Origin of the sequence: Alkalihalobacterium chitinilyticum (genome assembly GCF_029028005.1) — a bacterium.
GTDB classification, from domain to species: Bacteria; Bacillota; Bacilli; order Bacillales; family Bacillaceae_F; genus Alkalihalobacterium; species Alkalihalobacterium chitinilyticum.
This window is the reverse complement of sequence record NZ_JAOTPO010000004.1, coordinates 194,020-212,735: the sequence shown is the minus strand read 5'-3', so window position 1 is coordinate 212,735 and position 18,716 is coordinate 194,020. Positions and strand designations below refer to the sequence as shown.

Annotated in this window: 17 protein-coding genes; 10 read left to right on the top strand and 7 right to left on the bottom strand. The window is 38.8% G+C overall.

The features are described from left to right. Nucleotides 1-167 precede the first annotated feature (167 nt). On the top strand, nt 168-1,703 hold the full coding sequence (locus N7Z68_RS08300) for a hypothetical protein (RefSeq protein WP_275118004.1): 1,536 nt from the start codon (nt 168-170) through the stop codon (nt 1,701-1,703). 16 nt (nt 1,704-1,719) lie between these two features. Continuing rightward, a complete protein-coding gene (locus N7Z68_RS08295) occupies nt 1,720-1,974 on the top strand; it encodes a hypothetical protein (protein WP_275118003.1) in 255 nt (84 codons plus the stop codon). A gap of 195 nt (nt 1,975-2,169) precedes the next feature. On the opposite strand, the gene N7Z68_RS08290 is transcribed toward N7Z68_RS08295, so the two are convergent. Further along, nucleotides 2,170-2,661 carry an RDD family protein gene (locus N7Z68_RS08290; RefSeq protein WP_275118002.1) on the bottom strand — a complete coding sequence of 164 codons (492 nt, stop codon included), beginning with the start codon at nt 2,659-2,661 and terminating at the stop codon, nt 2,170-2,172. Nucleotides 2,662-2,867: 206 nt separating this feature from the next. On the opposite strand from N7Z68_RS08290, the gene N7Z68_RS08285 reads away from it, so the two are divergent. Continuing rightward, nucleotides 2,868-4,007: a M20 peptidase aminoacylase family protein gene (locus N7Z68_RS08285; protein ID WP_275118001.1), complete on the top strand. Its 1,140-nt coding sequence runs from the start codon at nt 2,868-2,870 to the stop codon at nt 4,005-4,007. A 301-nt stretch (nt 4,008-4,308) separates the two neighbouring features. Next, complete coding sequence (locus N7Z68_RS08280; RefSeq protein ID WP_373323123.1) at nt 4,309-4,986, top strand: SurA N-terminal domain-containing protein; 678 nt, start codon at nt 4,309-4,311, stop codon at nt 4,984-4,986. A gap of 144 nt (nt 4,987-5,130) precedes the next feature. On the opposite strand, the gene N7Z68_RS08275 is transcribed toward N7Z68_RS08280, so the two are convergent. The 4 genes from N7Z68_RS08275 to N7Z68_RS08260 all read right to left on the bottom strand — a co-directional run bounded on the left by N7Z68_RS08275 (nt 5,131) and on the right by N7Z68_RS08260 (nt 9,355). Further along, the gene (locus N7Z68_RS08275; RefSeq protein ID WP_275117999.1) at nt 5,131-6,660 is read right to left on the bottom strand and encodes a spore germination protein; all 1,530 of its coding nucleotides are present in this window, start codon (nt 6,658-6,660) and stop codon (nt 5,131-5,133) included. Nucleotides 6,661-6,682: 22 nt separating this feature from the next. After that, complete coding sequence (locus N7Z68_RS08270) at nt 6,683-7,906, bottom strand: Ger(x)C family spore germination protein (RefSeq protein WP_275117998.1); 1,224 nt, start codon at nt 7,904-7,906, stop codon at nt 6,683-6,685. 92 nt (nt 7,907-7,998) lie between these two features. Further along, entirely contained in the window at nt 7,999-9,129 is a 1,131-nt protein-coding gene (locus tag N7Z68_RS08265; RefSeq protein ID WP_275117997.1) for a GerAB/ArcD/ProY family transporter, read from the bottom strand. Nucleotides 9,130-9,142: 13 nt separating this feature from the next. Then, the gene (locus N7Z68_RS08260) at nt 9,143-9,355 is read right to left on the bottom strand and encodes a hypothetical protein (RefSeq protein WP_275117996.1); all 213 of its coding nucleotides are present in this window, start codon (nt 9,353-9,355) and stop codon (nt 9,143-9,145) included. A gap of 313 nt (nt 9,356-9,668) precedes the next feature. On the opposite strand from N7Z68_RS08260, the gene N7Z68_RS08255 reads away from it, so the two are divergent. From N7Z68_RS08255 to N7Z68_RS08230, 6 genes are all read left to right on the top strand, one after another. Next, nucleotides 9,669-9,815 (top strand): hypothetical protein, encoded by a 147-nt coding sequence (locus N7Z68_RS08255; protein ID WP_275117995.1) that lies wholly within the window; start codon nt 9,669-9,671, stop codon nt 9,813-9,815. 48 nt (nt 9,816-9,863) lie between these two features. After that, nucleotides 9,864-10,292 carry a PH domain-containing protein gene (locus tag N7Z68_RS08250; RefSeq protein ID WP_275117994.1) on the top strand — a complete coding sequence of 143 codons (429 nt, stop codon included), beginning with the start codon at nt 9,864-9,866 and terminating at the stop codon, nt 10,290-10,292. Between the two features lie 164 nt (nt 10,293-10,456). Further along, nucleotides 10,457-12,337: a molecular chaperone HtpG gene (gene htpG, locus N7Z68_RS08245; protein ID WP_275117993.1), complete on the top strand. Its 1,881-nt coding sequence runs from the start codon at nt 10,457-10,459 to the stop codon at nt 12,335-12,337. 263 nt (nt 12,338-12,600) lie between these two features. Then, nucleotides 12,601-13,431 carry an MIP/aquaporin family protein gene (locus N7Z68_RS08240; RefSeq protein WP_275117992.1) on the top strand — a complete coding sequence of 277 codons (831 nt, stop codon included), beginning with the start codon at nt 12,601-12,603 and terminating at the stop codon, nt 13,429-13,431. Nucleotides 13,432-13,500: 69 nt separating this feature from the next. After that, on the top strand, nt 13,501-14,994 hold the full coding sequence (gene glpK, locus N7Z68_RS08235) for a glycerol kinase GlpK (protein ID WP_275117991.1): 1,494 nt from the start codon (nt 13,501-13,503) through the stop codon (nt 14,992-14,994). A gap of 171 nt (nt 14,995-15,165) precedes the next feature. Beyond that, the gene (locus N7Z68_RS08230) at nt 15,166-16,845 is read left to right on the top strand and encodes a glycerol-3-phosphate dehydrogenase/oxidase (RefSeq protein WP_275117990.1); all 1,680 of its coding nucleotides are present in this window, start codon (nt 15,166-15,168) and stop codon (nt 16,843-16,845) included. Nucleotides 16,846-16,983: 138 nt separating this feature from the next. On the opposite strand, the gene N7Z68_RS08225 is transcribed toward N7Z68_RS08230, so the two are convergent. Together N7Z68_RS08225 and modB are read right to left on the bottom strand one after the other, a co-directional pair. Next, nucleotides 16,984-18,036: a sulfate/molybdate ABC transporter ATP-binding protein gene (locus tag N7Z68_RS08225; protein WP_275117989.1), complete on the bottom strand. Its 1,053-nt coding sequence runs from the start codon at nt 18,034-18,036 to the stop codon at nt 16,984-16,986. Between the two features lie 7 nt (nt 18,037-18,043). Beyond that, nucleotides 18,044-18,715, bottom strand: a complete 672-nt coding sequence (gene modB / locus N7Z68_RS08220; RefSeq protein ID WP_275117988.1) for a molybdate ABC transporter permease subunit — start codon at nt 18,713-18,715, stop codon at nt 18,044-18,046. Nucleotide 18,716 lies beyond the last annotated feature (1 nt).

The window sequence follows — 18,716 nt, the reverse complement described above, 5'->3', positions numbered from 1 at the left end:
AAAAAAGAAAAGTCTACTTCTAGACCGAAAGCTAAACCTTCTTAAATTTCATTTTTATGTATGAGAAAGAACTTGTTAATTCAAAATAAAATAATGAATTTTCCTGTGGGGGATGAGCAAAGCCCTGCTGAAAAAGTTTCACTTTATTAGAAAAAAGGGGATCGTTAATGGACATCTCAGAACAGCTTACAAATTTGCAGTTAATTAATCAGTTTTGGATTATTTTTTTATTCTTAGTTCCGATGGTTCTCATTGCAAGAACAGTGGTAGCGGGGACGAGGTATTCTCCGATATTAATTATCGTTATCTTTGGGTTAGCAATGGGTTACATACTTGAGTACAGCGGGGTATCTACACCAGGCCTTGATGATTTTCCACTCATCGACTTGATGGCTAAAACGACGATCATTGCTCTTACCGTTTCCTTTTTTGTTGGTGGTCAAGAGCTTCGTAAAATTATCGGCAAAAAGCCGTTGGACGAAGATAATATGATGGTTCCATCCGATGAAGAATTGGTACTTGGGACGAGTCGGACACAATTATTCTTTATCGTCCGAGCTTTTTTCCTGTTACTCGGTATTGAAGGGGTTGGTCGTGTATTACTAGGGACGCATCCGGAGGACATGCTGGCATCGTACTATCCTGTTGTTGCATATATTGGTCTCGTTGGTTCGATCATTTTAATCGATAATAAAGCGGAGATTTCGGACAAACATCTTTATTTACGTAAGGGTTTTATTGAAATCATTGGAATTATCGGTATATTAATTAGTTCTTATTACGTTGCACAATTGGTAGCATCCATTATCGCACTGCCTCAAATCTTCTTTGCGATGATGATTGCAGCAGCACTTGGTGCCGTGTTTTATAATTGGTCGTTTGGACCGACGTTACGAGCTCTCTTATTTGCAGGTATTCCGATTGTTCTTGCAGCCAACTTTTTAATTGGAGGATCCCGAATAGGAGATGCATTTGGTATCCCAGGTGTGAATGCTGTCCTCGTCTATAGCTTTTTTGGGCAATTATTATGGATGTTTGGCGGCATTGCTTTGCTGATGTACTTTGCACGAACGGCTAATGTTAGAAACTTGGCACCAGGTATGGCGGGAGCCCTTTCTCACTCGGGGTTAACAGGTGCCTGTACGGCTGGGGACTTCGGTAAAGTCGCTGCAACACGTGCACCGATTATGATTAACATTCCGTTTTTCGGCCATATTTTTGTTTTCTCAATTTTAGCCGTAAGTGCTGACCGTGGCAACTTATGGTTCATTCCAACGTTTTTGCTCGTTTCAGTGGGTGTTTTCCTTACCGCTTTATCTTTGAAGAACTTGCGAAAAGCTAAAGGGGAAGATCGTTATGAAGTCACAGCCCTGATGCAATTTTCATTTGGATGGCAGATTTGTGCCGTGTTTGGGGGGCTTGCGTTTCTTTCATTAAGTCCACTAGCCATGGATTATGCTGCGATGGCACAAGCCTCTGCTATTTCACACTTTGGGTTATTTGCCGCCATCCAAGGTGGAATGTTCGGTACAGAAGCCGCTCTACTCATTCCATTCATCTTTTCAATGCCGTTTCTAGTCCATCCTTTAGTATTTTTAATGTTCGGTCGAGCGATGGAAAATAATGGTGATATGGCCGTAAAACCTGTCTATGCAATGACAGTGATCGGGCTGGCAGGAATGATTGTAGCGCTGTTTTTGTGACAGGGTGAATTTGGGAGTGCGTGGTCGTAAATTATTAGGTGAAAATCAGTTTTTGGGGTTCTTGCGGTTAAGTGGAGCGAGCATTGGTGACCGAAAAATAGGAGGAAGCGAAAAAACGGTCCTCAAAGCGAGGGATGAAGACCGAAAAATAGAAGGAAGTAAAAAAACGGTCATCAAAAGGGGTGATGAAGACCGAAAAGTAGTGGGAAGCGAAAAAATGGTCATCAAAGTGATGGTTGGTGACCGAAAAATAGAAAGAAACGTAAAATAGGGCGTCAAAGAGTTGACGCCTTTAACTAGAGCTAAGACTAATGTGATCCTAAAAAAGGGGATAATATCTTAGCTCTATTTTTTATAAATACGTTCGCTCTATCTTTCTATGAAGAAAAAAGCACGATAATAGCTCGTTTGCTGCTAACTTATAAGAATAGATATTTGCCAATTATGAAACGCTGTCCTTACATAATTAGTATTTCATTAAATAGGTCTTACTCATTTTGTCATACAGTGTCCGTCTGTTTTTACCAAAAGAAAGGAAGAAGGTAGGGAACAAGAGGAGTTTCCAACATTCTCGTTTAATATAGTGCCACTTTGTGAGCTCTTGCCGCTGTTCATCGACTAATGTTAAGTCGGCTATCATCATACCAATTGAGCGACGTTTAAATGCAGGATAAATGACTTGATAAATAAGAAAAACAGCACCTAAAATGGCATAATTAATAATAAATAAATGCGGTTCATTTTCCCAGATGTCTTGTCGGGCACGTTCTGGGTCTCCTATAAATAGCGAGTTGGTCGTTGTCATCATCCATATTGTGGTAAGTGCGGATGTCATATATAGTGCCATCGTAAGGATGACTAGATCGTAAAATAAAGCGATTGAACGTATCCAGCCACCCGCTCGTAGATTTGGGTGTAGAAACCGTTCTTGTAATTCTGGATCGTCTCTAAGTTCCAATATGTTTCCCCCTTGCAAGAATTGATTTCTTGGTTAAATTTTTGTAAAATTGTTTATATTTCCTAAATAGTTATTATATCGATATTTTTTTTATTGGTCAAATGTCAAATTCCAATATTTTGTAAAAGTGTAGGATTGTGTTGTGCTAAAATCTAGCAAAATAGAAGCGAATATTTTTTATTGAGACAAAGGAAGGGTTAATTACATTGGACAAAATCATTGAAAAAATCAAACCGACTGTGATGCAAGTCTTTGATTACTTACATCAACATCCGGAAATTAGTTGGCAGGAAGTAAAAACGACAGAATACATAGCAAACACATTGAGAGATAATGGTTGGAAAGTGACGAATTTTGATGATTGTACAGGGGTAATTGGAGAAGTAGGAAGCGGAAAACCTGTTGTAGCGGTTCGTGCGGATATGGATGCGCTGTGGCAAGAGGTGAATGGTACATTTTGCGCTAATCATTCATGTGGACACGATGCTCATATGTCCATCGTCTTAGGGGTCATGTTCGCTTTAAAGGAATTGAACTATGAACCTGCAGGGAAAATAAAATTAATTTTCCAACCTGCAGAGGAAAAAGGAACGGGTGCCTTAAAACTTGTGGAAAAGGGAGTTATCGACGATGTAGATTTTCTATATGGAGTGCATTTAAGACCGTTTCAAGAATTAGATAATGGCTACGCAGTTCCAGCGATCCATCACGGGGCAGCGAGGTTTATCAACGGAAAAATTAAGGGAGCAGACGTACATGGGGCACGACCGCATCTTGGGGCTAATGCAATTGAAGTCGGAGCTGAACTGGTTTCTCTTTTAAAAGGAATCCATCTCGATCCGATGGTTCCCTACTCAGTGAAAGTGACCAAATTTATGGCTGGTGGAGACAGTGCAAACATCATCCCAGGTAATGCGAGCTTTAGTTTAGATTTACGAGCACAATCAAATGTTGTGATGAATGAATTGTCTTCACGTGTGGAAAAGATCGCTAGCACTTTGGCGAACCATTATGATGTAGACATTCAACTGTCTCAGGCTGCTTATATTGCTGCTGCCGAAGTGAATGCTGAAGCAACAGAGATGATGAGCGGAGCGATTAAAGAAGTTTTAGGAGAAGAGAAACATAGACCACCAATTATCACAACTGGCGGAGATGACTTTCATTTTTATACATTAAAACGACCGCATCTAAAAGCAACGATGCTAGGTTTAGGATGTGATTTAAAGCCAGGACTTCATCACCCGCATATGACTTTTGAAAAAGAAGCTATATTCAAGGGAGTTGAAATTTTAACAAACGTGGTGGTGAACACGATGAATAAACTTAACAATGAGAATATCTAAACGGATTACTAGAATGCATCACATAAGAATTTATTGTTAAAAGACCTTCTTCAATCAAACAAATACCGGGAGATTTGTCTCTTTACCGATTAAATTCTACAAGTAGTGTTATTGAAGGACTGGAAAGCAGGGGTTGCCTTACCAGTCCTTCAACATGTCATAATGAAATTCAGTACATAATTTTACAAATTAAGGTTGAAGGCTAGTTTTATAGCTGTTTTTCACACTACATGTAATTTACACTCAGGTAACATTCTTTACATTATGCCCAATCCGTTTTAAAATCCTAACTATTGGAAAAGTGAATAGAGAGGATGATTCCGTGTTTCGTTATGTTTATATTTTCTTAACAGCTATTTTCTTTATTGGACTGGCTGGATGTTCGGGAAGCGAAAAATTAGAACAAGAAGAAGTTCAACTACCAAATGATGAAATGACCATTGTTGCGATTATTAATGATGAGAAAATACATAATTCTGAATTTCAGGAATTAGTGGAACACAGAAAAAGAATGTATGAAGAGGATGGACTTGATACAGAAGAGCCCCATTTTATTCGTCAAATTGAGGAGCAGATTCTAGAAGATTTAATTAGTAAGGTGTTATTGCTCCAGGCTGCTGAACGTGATGGGATAAATGACGCCTATATAGAAGAGCACATGAATGAAATTAGAGAGAATTATGCCGATGAAGCTGAATTCTTAGAGGAATTGAAGGCAAATCAACTGACGGAAAAAGATTTAGAGGAAATGTTAAAAATTGATCTTTTCGTTGAGCGATACTTAGAGGGACTTGAAGTATCCGAGGATGAAATCGATGAATTACTTCAACAATATAATGGCTTTACGGAAGGTGAAATTGATTTAGAACAGGTGAGACCAACGATTGAAGCCAATGTGATCCAGAAGCGGCGAGGAGAGTTACTAAACGAACTTCTTGCGGATTTGAAAGCTGAAAGTGAGATACAAATTTTACAATAGTTTTTAATAACCAGCGAGGTTGGCTCAATTGTCCCTTCACGGTAGTTTACATGCGTCTACTGTGTTTGGCACTACTTTGAGACAACCTCATTTTTGGGTGAAAGAAGGATTAGACTCAGTAACATGACCTATAGTTAAGAATTATTAGACTTGACGGTTCGGGTCTTCTGTCTTTGGTTCTGCTTTTCTTTTTTTAATTACTGTGACAGGAGCCTTAATTACGAGGTCAAGCCAATTTGCAAAGTAATAGGGTGCATACGGTGATGTATAATAGCTTCCGAAGCTACGTAAACCGACAAGATGAATGTTAATTAGAATATAAGAGATAACGATACCGAACAGGCCAAATACGGCGGCGGCTATCATAACACCAAACCGTAACATCCGAAATGTAATACTGATGTTATAGGCTGGGAGTGAGAAGGAGGCTATCGCTGTTAAGGCGACAACGATGACCATGATAGGACTTACAATTCCTGCCCGAACGGCAGCATCCCCAATGACAAGACCGCCGACAATGCCAATCGTTTGACCAACAGGACGTGGCAATCGCACCCCAGCTTCCCGCAGTAACTCGATCGTGAATTCCATCAGGAGTGCCTCTACAAAGGCTGGGAATGGAACACCCTCACGCGAACCTGCAATTGAAAGAGCTAATGTAGTTGGAATCATTCCTTGATGATACGATACCATTGCTATATAAAGTGCAGGCAGAAACATCGCAATAAATGCACCAGCATACCGGAGCACGCGGTATAATGAGCTAATTTGCCAGCGGTCATAGTTATCTTCTGGCGACTTAAAATATTCTTCAAATGTTAGTGGTGCAATTAAAGCAAACGGCGTTCCATCCAATACGATAACAACTTTCCCATTAAAAAGGTGTGAAGTTGTTTTGTCGGGTCGTTCAGTTCTAATTAATTGCGGAAAAGGGGATAATACATTATCCTCAACATATTGTTCTAGGCCACCCGTCCCTTCTATATTATCTGTATCAATACAAGAAATCCTATAGCGCATTTCCTCTACTAGCTCCATGTTTGCAATACCTTTCACATAGAGAAGGGCAAAATCATTTTTAGCTCTCCGTCCAATTTGCCCGAATTGTACCGTCAAATTTGGGTCTCTAATTCGTCTCCGAAGTAACATGACATTTGTATGAAGAACTTCATTGAACCCGTCACGAGGCCCCCGAACAACAATTTCACTTTCAGGCTCTTCGATTGCACGCTGATTAAAGCTTCTCGTTTCTAATAAAATGAACTTGGGAATGCCATCAATGACGAGTAATGTTTCCCCTGACATGAGAGGTAAGATAGCATCATCGTACGTCGTTTCAATCGAAAATTCAATGAAATTGGTAACCTCTTTTGTTAAATGATTTAATAAAGCATCACCTTTTAAACGTGCAACTGCATCTTCAGTAAAATGTAGAAGAGGTTTAATTACTTTTGTTTCAATTCCATTTTCATCGGCTAAGCCGTCAACATAAAATAAGGTCGCTTTTAATTCTTTTCCAATGACGAAATCACGTTGGACGATGTCATCACTTTCACCAACGATGTTCTTAACGGAAGTAACCATTTCATCTATAACAGGAGACACCTCAAGTTTATATTCAGCTTTTGAACGAACTTTATTTGCATTTAATTTTTTTAATAATTTTCTATACATTCGGGTCACCTCCAATGCCTGATTAGTCTAGGCGTTCATTTAACATATAATGGCGAATTTTAACGGCGGCTGACACATTTACTTCGGCATGTTGGAACTCCCCGCCTTCACCTTCCCAGTGTTCTTTAATCGTTTTCCAATAAGGATATTGTTGTTGACGAACTTTATTATGGAATCCGAAGATATCTGCTTGAAAATCATTCTGAACTTTTTCGATACTATTTTTGACTTGGCGAACAATTGCTTTTTCGATCAATTCCTCTAGTTCACGGATCGTTTGCTCATTACTAATGTCCACATCATGAAGCCAACTTTCTGCAAAAGACCCTTCCGCTTTTACTTTAATATCAAATATATTACGGTTATTCTCACGGCGATAGTCAATGGTAGAAGCCATAGTAATTACTTCGTACACAAAGAATTCTCCTTGACCTTCCTCGTATTCCGCTTCAATAATCACACTTTCGGCATCACCAATAACCCAGTTATAGCCTTTTACCTCTTCTTCAGTTAACCAACCTCGCATCGTGGATTCTGTTCCTAGAAAAACTGCGGCTCCTGTGATCCTCAAATCATTACCAACTGGTTTAATTTGCGGGATAATAAAACTCTTTTCGCCCGTAATATGAGTGGCTATATCACCCATTGTCGTAGGTGAAGGCATCGCCAAATTAGCTTCGTAATTATCCGTAATGTCTACAATGGAAGTGGTGATCAATTCTTCAAGTGGCAACTTAACATTTAAAATATCTTTCGTATTTGCACTTGTAATATAAACATAAGATTTTCTCCTCATTTCATGGTCGCGAATATACAAATCCACTAAATGTTTAAGCATGGGTCCGCTCTTAACAAGGCTTTCATTGATGATCAATACTTTTAAATGCTCAAAATTGAGTCTTCTACTTCTTCTTGCAGAAACTTGACGTATCGAATTGAAATTCGTCAAATCAGTTGTTGTAATGTTAAAAAAAGCTCGCCCTGTTCTTCCACCTTCTTGTGCTTCAATTTTGCTAGGGACAGAAACGTTAAAGGTCGCATCAAATAATTGGGGATGTTCTGCTTTCGGAGAAATACGGTGGCCTCTTTCTCGCTCATACATCCTTAACTTTCTTTCTTCATTTTCTGTAGGATCTAATCCAATGCCGACTACAAATCCAATTTCTTCGATCTCAGTAAGATCCCAGCACCCGATGAGGCAAGTGACGAGCAGAGTGAGGAAGGTAAAATAAATGAATTTTTTCACTCTACACCCCCCCTTGTTTTCTCGTAATGATGTTGCTTTATTAACTAATGTGGCAGGTATCCTTTAAACATTAGAAGAAGGCCCAGACCGATTTACATAGAACTATTATTCTCAATAGAAGATTTACTTCGGTTCCGGATCCACACCGTTAAAAAGCCGATGATAAATGTACTTACTAACAAACCATCCCCTAATAGTGCTAAATATTTTCCGATGTTTTCCACTTCAGTGATAGAATTAGGAATAAACGAAACTAAAAAAATAAAAAAGAGTAAAATGGCCGAAAGATAAGATCGCATCTTCAGGGATTGAATAAATTGTTCATAGAAAATTTGCTGGATCACAAAAAGAATGTTGGCCATCGATGTAAAAATAGCCATGATATAGATCGTCAGGAAAATCGATTCAAATCGTTCAATAAAGGCTCCAATTAATTCGATCTCCTTTGCTAACTCAACGGCAGGGAATGTAATTACCTTTGTCATTTCTAGACCAAATATCGCATAAGCAGTAATCGTTATAAAAGCATAGATGATGGTCGTTGCAAGCATAAATATGCTTAATGTACCTGAACGTAAATCCGATTCTTTCATATATGCCATAAAAAAGAATAAAAGAAAAACTCCAGCGAATGAAAACATAGGAGGTAAAACGCCATATAAAACGGGAGTAATTCCCTCACTCATAATGGGTAGTAGGCGGTCAAATTGAGCTTCATTAAAATTGAACACCATGATAAAACATAGAGCGACAAAAATAAACGGGGTAAACATAAGATGAATATGTACAATCCCCTGGATACCTTTTGATACTGCATAGGTGATGAGAAGGAGAATGATGGCAACGACAACTTCTGCTGGAGTTTGGTCGATCAAATACATTTTCACCGCCATCGCTAGTATCCGCGCTTGCATACTTACTAAAAAACCTAAGTAGAAAATAAAAAGGATTCCAATGAATTTGGCGACCCATTTTCCTAGTTTGCCTTCAGCTAAAAATTGAAGATATGTTCGGCCTGGAAAATTTTTTTGTAATTGAGTGTATAAATAGATAAAGCCAATTGAAATAAGTCCTGCTAAAAGGATTGAAATCCAGCCATCTGTAGTTCCAACTTCATTCGCTAAAGTTCTTGGTAAAGTTAATATGCCGACTGCGAAAATTAAAGATACTAAGGAAATTCCCATTTCAATGGGAGTGATTTCATAATCCTTTTTATTGCTCATGGTTTTGACTCCTTTAAGACTTCGATTGCTGATCTATCCCGGATTGTCCTGTGATTTCTTTACGTTTCTGTTGATTTTCCTCTTCCATGTATGGTAATTTCACAAATTCTTGTAATTTTTGCGTACCTTTTTGAAAAGCAATGACGATTAGTGCTGATCCTAAAGCGCTCCAAACAATGGATCGCTGTGGCAGAAAACCTAAGACGTTATCAAGAAAATTTTCCATGGAGTTTCTCCTTAATAAATGGTTTTGTATGCAAATTTTTCTTTAGTTTTTCTCAAATTACGGAAATTATGAGGAAGTCAGGAAATTTGTAAGAAATGAGTTCCAGTAAGTGCACCAAGTGGCTCTTTTTGAGGAGTGAAACCTATTTTGAGTAGGAACGTAAAGAAGATTACAAGGATGTAAATTGCAATGATAAAAGAGAGAAAAAGGTAAAAGAAAGGGTAGCAAAGAAAGGGTAGCAGGTACCTTTATCACTGTGCTGTGGTAAAGGTACCTGCTACCATTTAAAATTCCGATCAAGCGGGGTGCTGTTGTGTTTTATAGCTTATTAACGGTATTTGCAATCATCGTTATGTTTCTTCCAATACTAATCCACAATCTTTCTAAAATGAAAAAGGAAAAAGAAAAATTTTATGAAGAGTGGGTAGAGAAAACGAAGGATTACGATCCACTTAAGTAGACAGATCTCATGTTGTTAACTAATTTAGCGATAGAGGAGGGCTGATAAATGCATTATCGATCAAAAAAAGATCTATGGTTAGGCGTTATTATATGGGCAACCATTCTAGTTTCTTTGATGATGCCAATACTAGGTAGAGAATGGATTGCGTTTGTCATCGCTATTCCGATAGCTGGTTTTATGATGTGGCTTTGGTTTGGGACTGGTTATCTTTTGGCAGAACAACAAATTAAAGTTAAATACGGTCCTTTTAAAAAAACGATTAAAATAGGGGATATATCGAAAATTAATAAATCAAAAAATCCCCTATCGGCACCGGCATTGTCTATCAACAGACTGGAAATTGTTTATGGGAAATTCTATGACTTTACGCTCATTTCACCTGTTAATGAACGTGAATTTATACTTGAGCTGCTGAAAGAAAACCCAAACATTCAGCTAGACGAAAAAGTAAAAGAAATATTAGGGAAAAGATAATGGAAGAAGAATTCATGCGGTACCCACCGTTTTCACAAAAAAATATTGACACTTTTTTAATTTTATGATATTAAAATTATTGAGTTAGCACTCTGATTACATGAGTGCTAAAATAAAGGTGAACTTACATAAAAGATTGATGGATATTGAAAGGGGAAGTTTTTATGACAAAAAAGCAGTTTCAAGCTGAATCGAAAAGATTGTTAGAGATGATGATCAATTCAATTTACTCACAAAAAGAGATTTTTTTACGAGAGTTAATTTCCAATTCTAGTGACGCGATTGATAAAATTTATTATAAAGCTCTAACGGATGAGTCTTTAAATTTTGACCAAGACAATTACTACATAAAAGTTGAAGCGGATAAAGAGAGCCGCACGCTTAAAATCACAGATACTGGGATCGGGATGACGAAAGAGGAGTTAGAAAACAACCTCGGAACCATCGCGAAAAGTGGATCGTTAGCTTTTAAAAATGAAAACGAACTGAAAGATGGCCACGATATTATCGGTCAATTTGGAGTCGGTTTCTACTCAGCATTCATGGTCGCTGATGTTGTCTCAGTAACAACAAGAGCTCTCGGAAGTGATGTTGCCTACAGATGGGAATCAGAAGGTGCCGATGGATATACGATTGAGGAAGCACCAAAAGAAACGATTGGGACAGAAATTACTTTAAAAATTAAAGAAAACACAGAAGATGAAACATATGATGAGTATCTAGAAGAACACCGTATTAAAGGCATTATTAAAAAGTACTCTGACTTCATTCGCTACCCTATCAAGATGGATGTTACGGGTCAAAGACCGAAAGAAGGTAGCGAGGACAACGAATTCGAGGAGTATACAGAAGAGCAAACGATTAACAGCATGGTGCCGATCTGGCGAAAGAATAAAAATGAACTAACAGATGAAGATTATGAGAATTTTTACCAAGAAAAGCATTACGGGTTTGACAAGCCTACAAAGCATATTCATATTAGTGTCGACGGTGCGGTACGCTATAATGCCATTCTTTTTATCCCAGAAAAAATGCCGTTTGACTTCTATAGTCCAGAATTTGAAAAAGGGTTGGAGCTGTATTCTAGCGGTGTATTAATTATGAATAAGTGTGCAGATCTGCTGCCAGATTATTTTAGTTTTGTAAAAGGGATGGTTGACTCAGAAGATTTATCACTTAATATCTCAAGGGAAATCCTTCAACATGACCGTCAACTTAAACTGATCGCTAAAAATATTAAAAACAAAATCAAGAGTCAGCTTCAAAGCTTATTAAAAGATGAGCGTGAAAAATATGAGCAATTCTTCGAAACTTTTGGCAGACAACTGAAGTATGGGGTTTATAGCGACTTCGGACAACATAAAGAAGACTTACAGGATTTAATCATGTTCTACTCTTCAAAAGAGAAGAAATTAGTTACCTTAGCTGAGTATGTTGAGAGAATGCCAGAAGATCAAAAGTATATTTACTATGCTTCCGGAGAATCGCATGATCGTATTGAAAAGTTACCGCAAACGGAGATTGTATTAGATAAAGGCTATGAAATTTTATACTTTACGGATGAGATCGACGAGTTTGCGATCAAGATGTTAATGTCTTATAAAGAGAAAGAGTTCAAGTCAGTTTCTAGCGGCGACTTAGGTATTGAGGATGAAAAAGAAGATCAATCAGAAACAGAGCAAAACGAAAGTAAAGAACTGTTTGATACCATGAAAGACATCTTATCTGGAAAAGTAAAAGATGTACGTGCATCGAAACGTTTGAAATCACATCCTGTCTGCATTTCAACAGAAGGTGATGTATCCATTGAAATGGAAAAAATTCTTAAAGCGATGCCGAACAACCAAAATGTACAAGCAGATAAAGTGCTGGAAATCAACATCAACCATGAGGTGTTTAAGTCATTAAAAGATGCGCTTGAGCAGGATAAAGACAAGCTAACATTGTTTACGAACCTTCTTTATAATCAAGCGCTTTTAATTGAAGGGCTACCAATAGAAGACCCAGTCGAATTTACAAACGACATTTGTAAGGTGATGGTGTAAAAGAGAGTATTGGTATTATTTTAAGACATTAAAGTTTTAAATCATTAAAGGTACCTGGCACCCATAATGGGTGCCAGGTACCTTTTTTTAAAAAAATTTTAAAATCATAGATTGACAGCGGTTTCAGGTTTTGTTTTAATAGTTTTACAAGTTAATAGTTCTGACGGAGACAAGGAGATCAGTTTTTGCAGTTGTCATTTTTATAATGATAGCTCATTTGCTGATCTCTTTTTTTGTCTCTGTAAAAATAAGGAGGTAAATAGATGTTACCGTTTGTTGGTGAACTGATTGGTACGATGATTTTAATTGTTTTAGGAGGAGGTGTAGTTGCTGGATGTGTCTTGAAAGGATCCAAAGCTGAAAATGGTGGTTGGATCGTCATTTCGATGGCTTGGGGACTTGCTGTTGCTACAGCCGTTTATGCGGTAGGCTCAATCAGTGGTGCTCATCTAAATCCCGCAGTAACTGTGGGGATGGCTCTAGTAGGTGAATTTCCTTGGAATGAAGTACAGCTGTACATTATCGCGCAAATGATAGGTGCCTTTATTGGTGCAACTCTCGTTTGGCTGCACTACTATCCGCATTGGAAAGAAACCGAAGATCAAGGGGCAAAACTAGCTGTATTTTCAACAGGTCCAGCAATCTCTCATACACCATCTAACTATTTTAGTGAAGTGTTAGGGACTTTTGTGTTAGTCTTAGGATTATTAGCAATTGGTGCCAATGAATTTACAGAAGGACTTAATCCATTGATTGTCGGATTTCTTATCGTAGTTATTGGTTTATCTTTAGGTGGAACGACAGGCTATGCGATTAACCCAGCTCGTGACTTAGGTCCGAGAATTGCTCATTTTCTTTTGCCCATTGCTGGGAAAGGTTCTTCCGATTGGGGGTATGCATGGATCCCGGTCATAGGGCCAATTATCGGTGGAGGACTTGGTGCTTTGTTTTACGCGGCTGTTTTCGAAGGAATAGTCTATTCCGCACTCTGGTATTTTAGTGCAGCCTTTATTGCTGTACTGCTTCTAACCATTCAAATAGAAAAACAAAAGCAATTAAAAGCGGTGCCTTTAGATGAAAAAGTAATTGCTTAGCTTAAATCATAGTAACTATATAGTATCAACAAAATAAGAAGAATATAAGAATATTGGGGGATCAAAGAGATGGAAAAGAAATATATTCTATCATTAGACCAAGGAACAACGAGTACTCGTGCTATTATATTTAATCAACAAGGAGAAATCGTTGGTGTCGAGCAAAAAGAATTTACACAAATCTTCCCTAACCCAGGCTGGGTAGAACACAATGCAAATGAAATCTGGGCGTCAGTGTTATCGGTCATTTCTGGAGTATTGTTAAAGACAAATATTAAAGCAAAGGAGATCGCAGGGATCGGCATTACGAATCAACGCGAAACCACGGTCGTTTGGGATAAAAATACGGGCCTTCCTGTGTACAATGCAATCGTCTGGCAATCGCGTCAAACCGCTGATATTTGTGAAGAACTAAAAGTACAAGGTCATGGTCAAATGGTGCGAAACAAAACAGGCTTATTAATCGATGCTTACTTTTCTGGGACAAAAGTGAAATGGATCTTAGATCATGTTGAAGGGGTACGTGAAAAAGCGGAAAATGGTGAGCTTTTATTTGGAACGATTGACACGTGGCTCATTTGGAAGTTGTCTGGTGGAACAGCACATGTCACAGACTATTCGAATGCATCACGAACATTAATGTATAACATTCATGAATTGAAATGGGATGATGAACTACTTGAAATGTTATCAGTACCAAAGTGTATGTTACCCGAAGTAAGACCATCATCTGAAGTATACGGAATGACGGTTGACTATCATTTCTTCGGAGAGCAAGTACCGATTGCCGGAGCAGCTGGTGACCAACAAGCAGCAATGTTCGGACAAGCGTGTTTTGAAAAAGGGATGGCGAAAAATACGTATGGAACAGGTTGTTTTATGCTCATGAATACGGGTGACAAGGCAGTAAAGTCAGAACACGGATTACTGACGACTCTCGCTTGGGGCCTCGATGGAAAAGTAGAATATGCATTGGAAGGCAGTATTTTTGTTGCCGGTTCAGCCATTCAATGGTTACGTGATGGACTGCGTATGATTAAGTCGGCAGGTGACTCTGAAAGCTATGCAACGAAAGTAGAGTCCACAGAAGGTGTTTATGTAGTTCCGGCATTTGTTGGACTCGGAACACCTTATTGGGACAGCGACGTTCGTGGGGCGGTTTTTGGAATTACGCGAGGTACTGAAAAAGAACATTTTATTCGCGCCACGCTGGAGTCACTAGCGTACCAAACAAAAGATGTCTTAACAGCGATGGAAGCAGATGCAGGAATTTCACTCAAAACCTTACGTGTTGATGGTGGAGCTGTAGCCAATGAATTTTTAATGCAATTTCAAAGCGATATGTTAGGTGTACCGGTAGAGCGTCCAGTTGTCCAAGAAACAACAGCTTTAGGTGCTGCTTACTTAGCTGGATTAGCGGTAGGGTTCTGGAACAGTCGTGAAGATATTGCAAAACAATGGAGTATCGATCGTACGTTTAATGCAGAGATGAATAATGATGATCGTGGAAAATTATATACAGGCTGGAAAAAAGCCGTCCATGCTACAATGGCATTCAAGTAAAAATGTTTGCAAAACATTACGAATAGAATTATAATAATGATAAGTTAATACTGAGGTCGGAGAATAGGAGAGGCCACAACACTCAATTTTTATGTGTTCGCGTAAAAATTGAGAGGTTGTGGTCTCTTTTTGTATGCCCTCATAAGATAAAATAAAAGGGGAGTTCAAAACATGGGAAGTGCTTTTTCAAGTAAACAACGTGCAGATTATTTAGAGGAAATGTCAAAACATACATTGGATTTATTAGTAATCGGTGGCGGCATCACAGGAGCAGGTATTGCGCTTGACGCACAAGTGCGGGGTATCCATACGGGTTTAATTGAAATGCAAGATTACGCAGCAGGTACTTCAAGCCGATCTACGAAACTCGTTCATGGTGGACTGCGTTATTTAAAGCAGTTTGAAGTTAAGCTTGTGGCAGAAGTCGGTAAAGAACGTGCGATTGTATATGAGAACGCGCCACACGTAACTACACCTGAATGGATGTTGTTACCGATGATCCAAGGAGGAACCTTTGGAAAAACTGCAACATCAATTGGATTAAAAGTCTACGACTATTTAGCTGGTGTAAGAAAAGAAGAGCGCCGTAAAATGTTATCTAAAAGTGAGACTCTACAAAAAGAGCCGTTAATTCGCAGTGATAAACTGAAAGGTGGCGGGATTTACGTAGAATATCGTACAGACGATGCACGACTTACTCTCGAAGTGCTAAAAGAAGCAGTAGATCGCGGGACAAAAGCTGTTAACTATGCAAAAGCAGAAGAGTTTATTTACGAAAATGGAAAAGTGATCGGAGTTAAAGTTCGTGATGTTTTATCTAGTAAACTATATAGTATTTATGCGAAAAAGATTGTGAACGCAGCTGGTCCGTGGGTGGATACGCTACGTGAAAAAGATAACTCTAAAAAAGGAAAGTATTTGCATTTAACAAAAGGAGTTCATCTTGTCATTGATGGTAGTCGTTTTCCGTTAAAGCAAGCTGTCTATTTTGACACAGAAAACGATAAACGCATGGTATTTGCGATTCCGCGAGATGGCAAAACGTATATCGGTACAACAGATACTTTTTATAATGATGAAATTGCTCATCCGCGAATGACGGAAGAAGATCGAGACTATATTATAGCTGCGTGTAATTATATGTTCCCAACTGTCCATTTAACGGTAGACGATATTGAATCAAGTTGGACGGGGCTACGACCATTAATTCATGAGGAAGGAAAAAGCGCCTCTGAAATCTCTCGTAAAGATGAAATTTTCTTTTCTGACACAGGGCTCATTTCAATCGCTGGCGGGAAGTTGACAGGTTACCGTAAGATGGCTGAGCGAATTGTCGATATCGTTGGGAAAGACTTAGGAAACACGCAATCTTGTACAACAGCTCATATAAAGCTTTCCGGTGGAGATGTTGGCGGAGCTGATCAGTTTGAGTATTTTGTAAGTAAAATGGTTGCAGAAGGTGAGAAACTCGGTTTATCTAAGGAAGATGCAAGTCGACTTGTCTACTTATACGGATCGAATGTAACAAAAGTTTACGAGATTATTAAAAATCATAATAAAGATGCGGACCTTCATCGTTTACCGATTACAGTTTTTGCTCAACTTAAATACGGGATTGAAGAAGAAATGGTATCAACGCCGATCGACTTTTTCAACCGAAGAACCGGTGCTTTATTTTTCAATATGAAATGGGTAAAACAATGGAAAAATGAGATTGTTGCTTATATGAAAAAAGAATTAAAGTGGACGGAAGAGCAAGTTGTAAAATACGTAACTTACCTGGAGTCGGAAATCTACTACGCACAAAACCCAGTGGATGGAAGTAAAGAAACAGTTCAAAAAGCCATATAGAAGGACGTAGTGATAAGAGTTGTAAACAAAATGGTGTATAGAATAAAAAAAATGGTGTATAGAATAAAATCGGTACCTGGCACCTTTAGTGGACTAAAGGTGCCAGGTACCATTATGTATGCAGGTACCTTATTTTTGTTAGTGGAGTAAGAATAAATGTTCAGGGGGCAATAATACTTTTTTGCTTGTAAGGGCTGCTTGTAAGCGGTTATTCGGCACGACTGCTCTTAGATCAAGGATACCTACTCTTAGGGAAACGAGCGTTTGGTTGATGCCACTGATCATCTCACCAATCTCAAATTCAAAGGCATTAGGAGCAGGCCCAGCCTCACTAACGAATTCGATGTTTTCAGCATGGATACCTACATGTGTCGGCGGCAGTTGACTAGGTTCGTTGTTGCTTACGATCAACCGCAATTCACCGCTACTTACTTCAATTTCTCCATTCCTTTTATCAACTGAGCTAACCGGAATTACATTTTTACAGCCAATGATTTGCGCTGCGGCAACCGATCTTGGGCGTTGAAACAACTCTTGTTTTTCACCAAACTGAATAACTTTTCCCTGTTTTAAGAGAAGAATTCGATCAGCCAGCCGATACGCTTCTTCCATGTTGTGGGTCACAAGCAGAACGACCCCTGAGAAGTTTTCCTGAATGATCGTTAATAATTCTTGCTCGAGCATATGTTTGACATGATGATCCAGTGCTGAAAAAGGCTCATCAAGCAGCAGTAGATCAGGGTTTGTAATTAATGTCCTTCCCAGAGCCACACGTTGTTGTTGGCCACCGGATAGTTGTCTTGGATAATGTTGCTCATAACCCTCTAAATGAATTTTAGCAATCATTGCAGCCACTTTTTCTTCAATTTCCCGTTTGTTATGGGACTTCTTCAAGCCAAACGCAATGTTTTCTTTAACCGTCAAGTGGGGGAAAAGTGCGTAATTTTGAAAAACGTAACCAATGTTTCGGTGCCTCGTTTTAATCCTTGTTTTCGTATTAGCATCAAAGAGCGTACGATCGTGTAAAACAATCTTGCCGTTGTCAGGGGTGTGGAGTCCTGCAAGGCATTGTAATGTTAAGCTTTTTCCACAACCAGATGGCCCCAAAATAGCAGTAATTCCTTTTTCTGCTTGAAACGAAACATCAAGGGCAAAGGTATCTAATTGCTTTTGAATAATTACATCTAACACTTCTCCGTCACCCCTTTACAACTTTTCTTTCTAGGCGATTAATTACATATAATACAGCGATTGACGTTACAGTCATGATGAAAACGAGTAAATTGGCTAACTCGCGATTACCAGCAAGAAGCGCGTCATAAATAGCAATCGGCATCGTCATTGTTTCATTAGGTATACTGCCTGCAACCATTAACGTAGCACCAAAATCCCCTAATGCTCGTGCGAATGAGAGCGTTAGTCCAGAAGCAATGCCTCGCCAAGCGAGCGGTAATATTACCGTAAAAAAGATATTGACATCTGATCGGCCTAATACTTTAGCGGCATTCACGACATTTTGATCAACGCTAGCAAACGATGCTTTTGCAGATTTGATTAAAAAAGGAATCGAGACGACAAGTGCTGCGATGACAGCTCCTGTTGGCGTAAATACAATCGTCATATTAAATTGTTGCTCTACAAACTGCCCGATCGGACTTTGTCTTCCAAGTAAAACAAGTAAATAGTATCCGAGAACGGTAGGCGGTAAAACGACAGGAAGCGTAATAACCGTATCAACGAGATCAGCTATTTTCCCTTTTGATTTAGCTAAGTAATAAGCGATTGGCAAGCCGATGAGAAGAGCTAAAAGAGTTGCCGTTGCAGCAACTCTTAATGAAAGAAATAGTGGAAATAAATTAACTTCAGCCATA

What these genes read in the sequence shown, in the direction of transcription:
- N7Z68_RS08265 (WP_275117997.1), bottom strand. Translation starts at nt 9,129, where the DNA reads ATGAGCAATAAAAAGGATTATGAAATCACTCCCATTGAAATGGGAATT.
- N7Z68_RS08250 (WP_275117994.1), top strand. Translation starts at nt 9,864, where the DNA reads ATGCATTATCGATCAAAAAAAGATCTATGGTTAGGCGTTATTATATGG.
- modB (WP_275117988.1), bottom strand. Translation starts at nt 18,715, where the DNA reads ATGGCTGAAGTTAATTTATTTCCACTATTTCTTTCATTAAGAGTTGCT.
- htpG (WP_275117993.1), top strand. Translation starts at nt 10,457, where the DNA reads ATGACAAAAAAGCAGTTTCAAGCTGAATCGAAAAGATTGTTAGAGATG.
- N7Z68_RS08275 (WP_275117999.1), bottom strand. Translation starts at nt 6,660, where the DNA reads ATGTATAGAAAATTATTAAAAAAATTAAATGCAAATAAAGTTCGTTCA.
- N7Z68_RS08230 (WP_275117990.1), top strand. Translation starts at nt 15,166, where the DNA reads ATGGGAAGTGCTTTTTCAAGTAAACAACGTGCAGATTATTTAGAGGAA.
- glpK (WP_275117991.1), top strand. Translation starts at nt 13,501, where the DNA reads ATGGAAAAGAAATATATTCTATCATTAGACCAAGGAACAACGAGTACT.
- N7Z68_RS08240 (WP_275117992.1), top strand. Translation starts at nt 12,601, where the DNA reads ATGTTACCGTTTGTTGGTGAACTGATTGGTACGATGATTTTAATTGTT.
- N7Z68_RS08260 (WP_275117996.1), bottom strand. Translation starts at nt 9,355, where the DNA reads ATGGAAAATTTTCTTGATAACGTCTTAGGTTTTCTGCCACAGCGATCC.
- N7Z68_RS08300 (WP_275118004.1), top strand. Translation starts at nt 168, where the DNA reads ATGGACATCTCAGAACAGCTTACAAATTTGCAGTTAATTAATCAGTTT.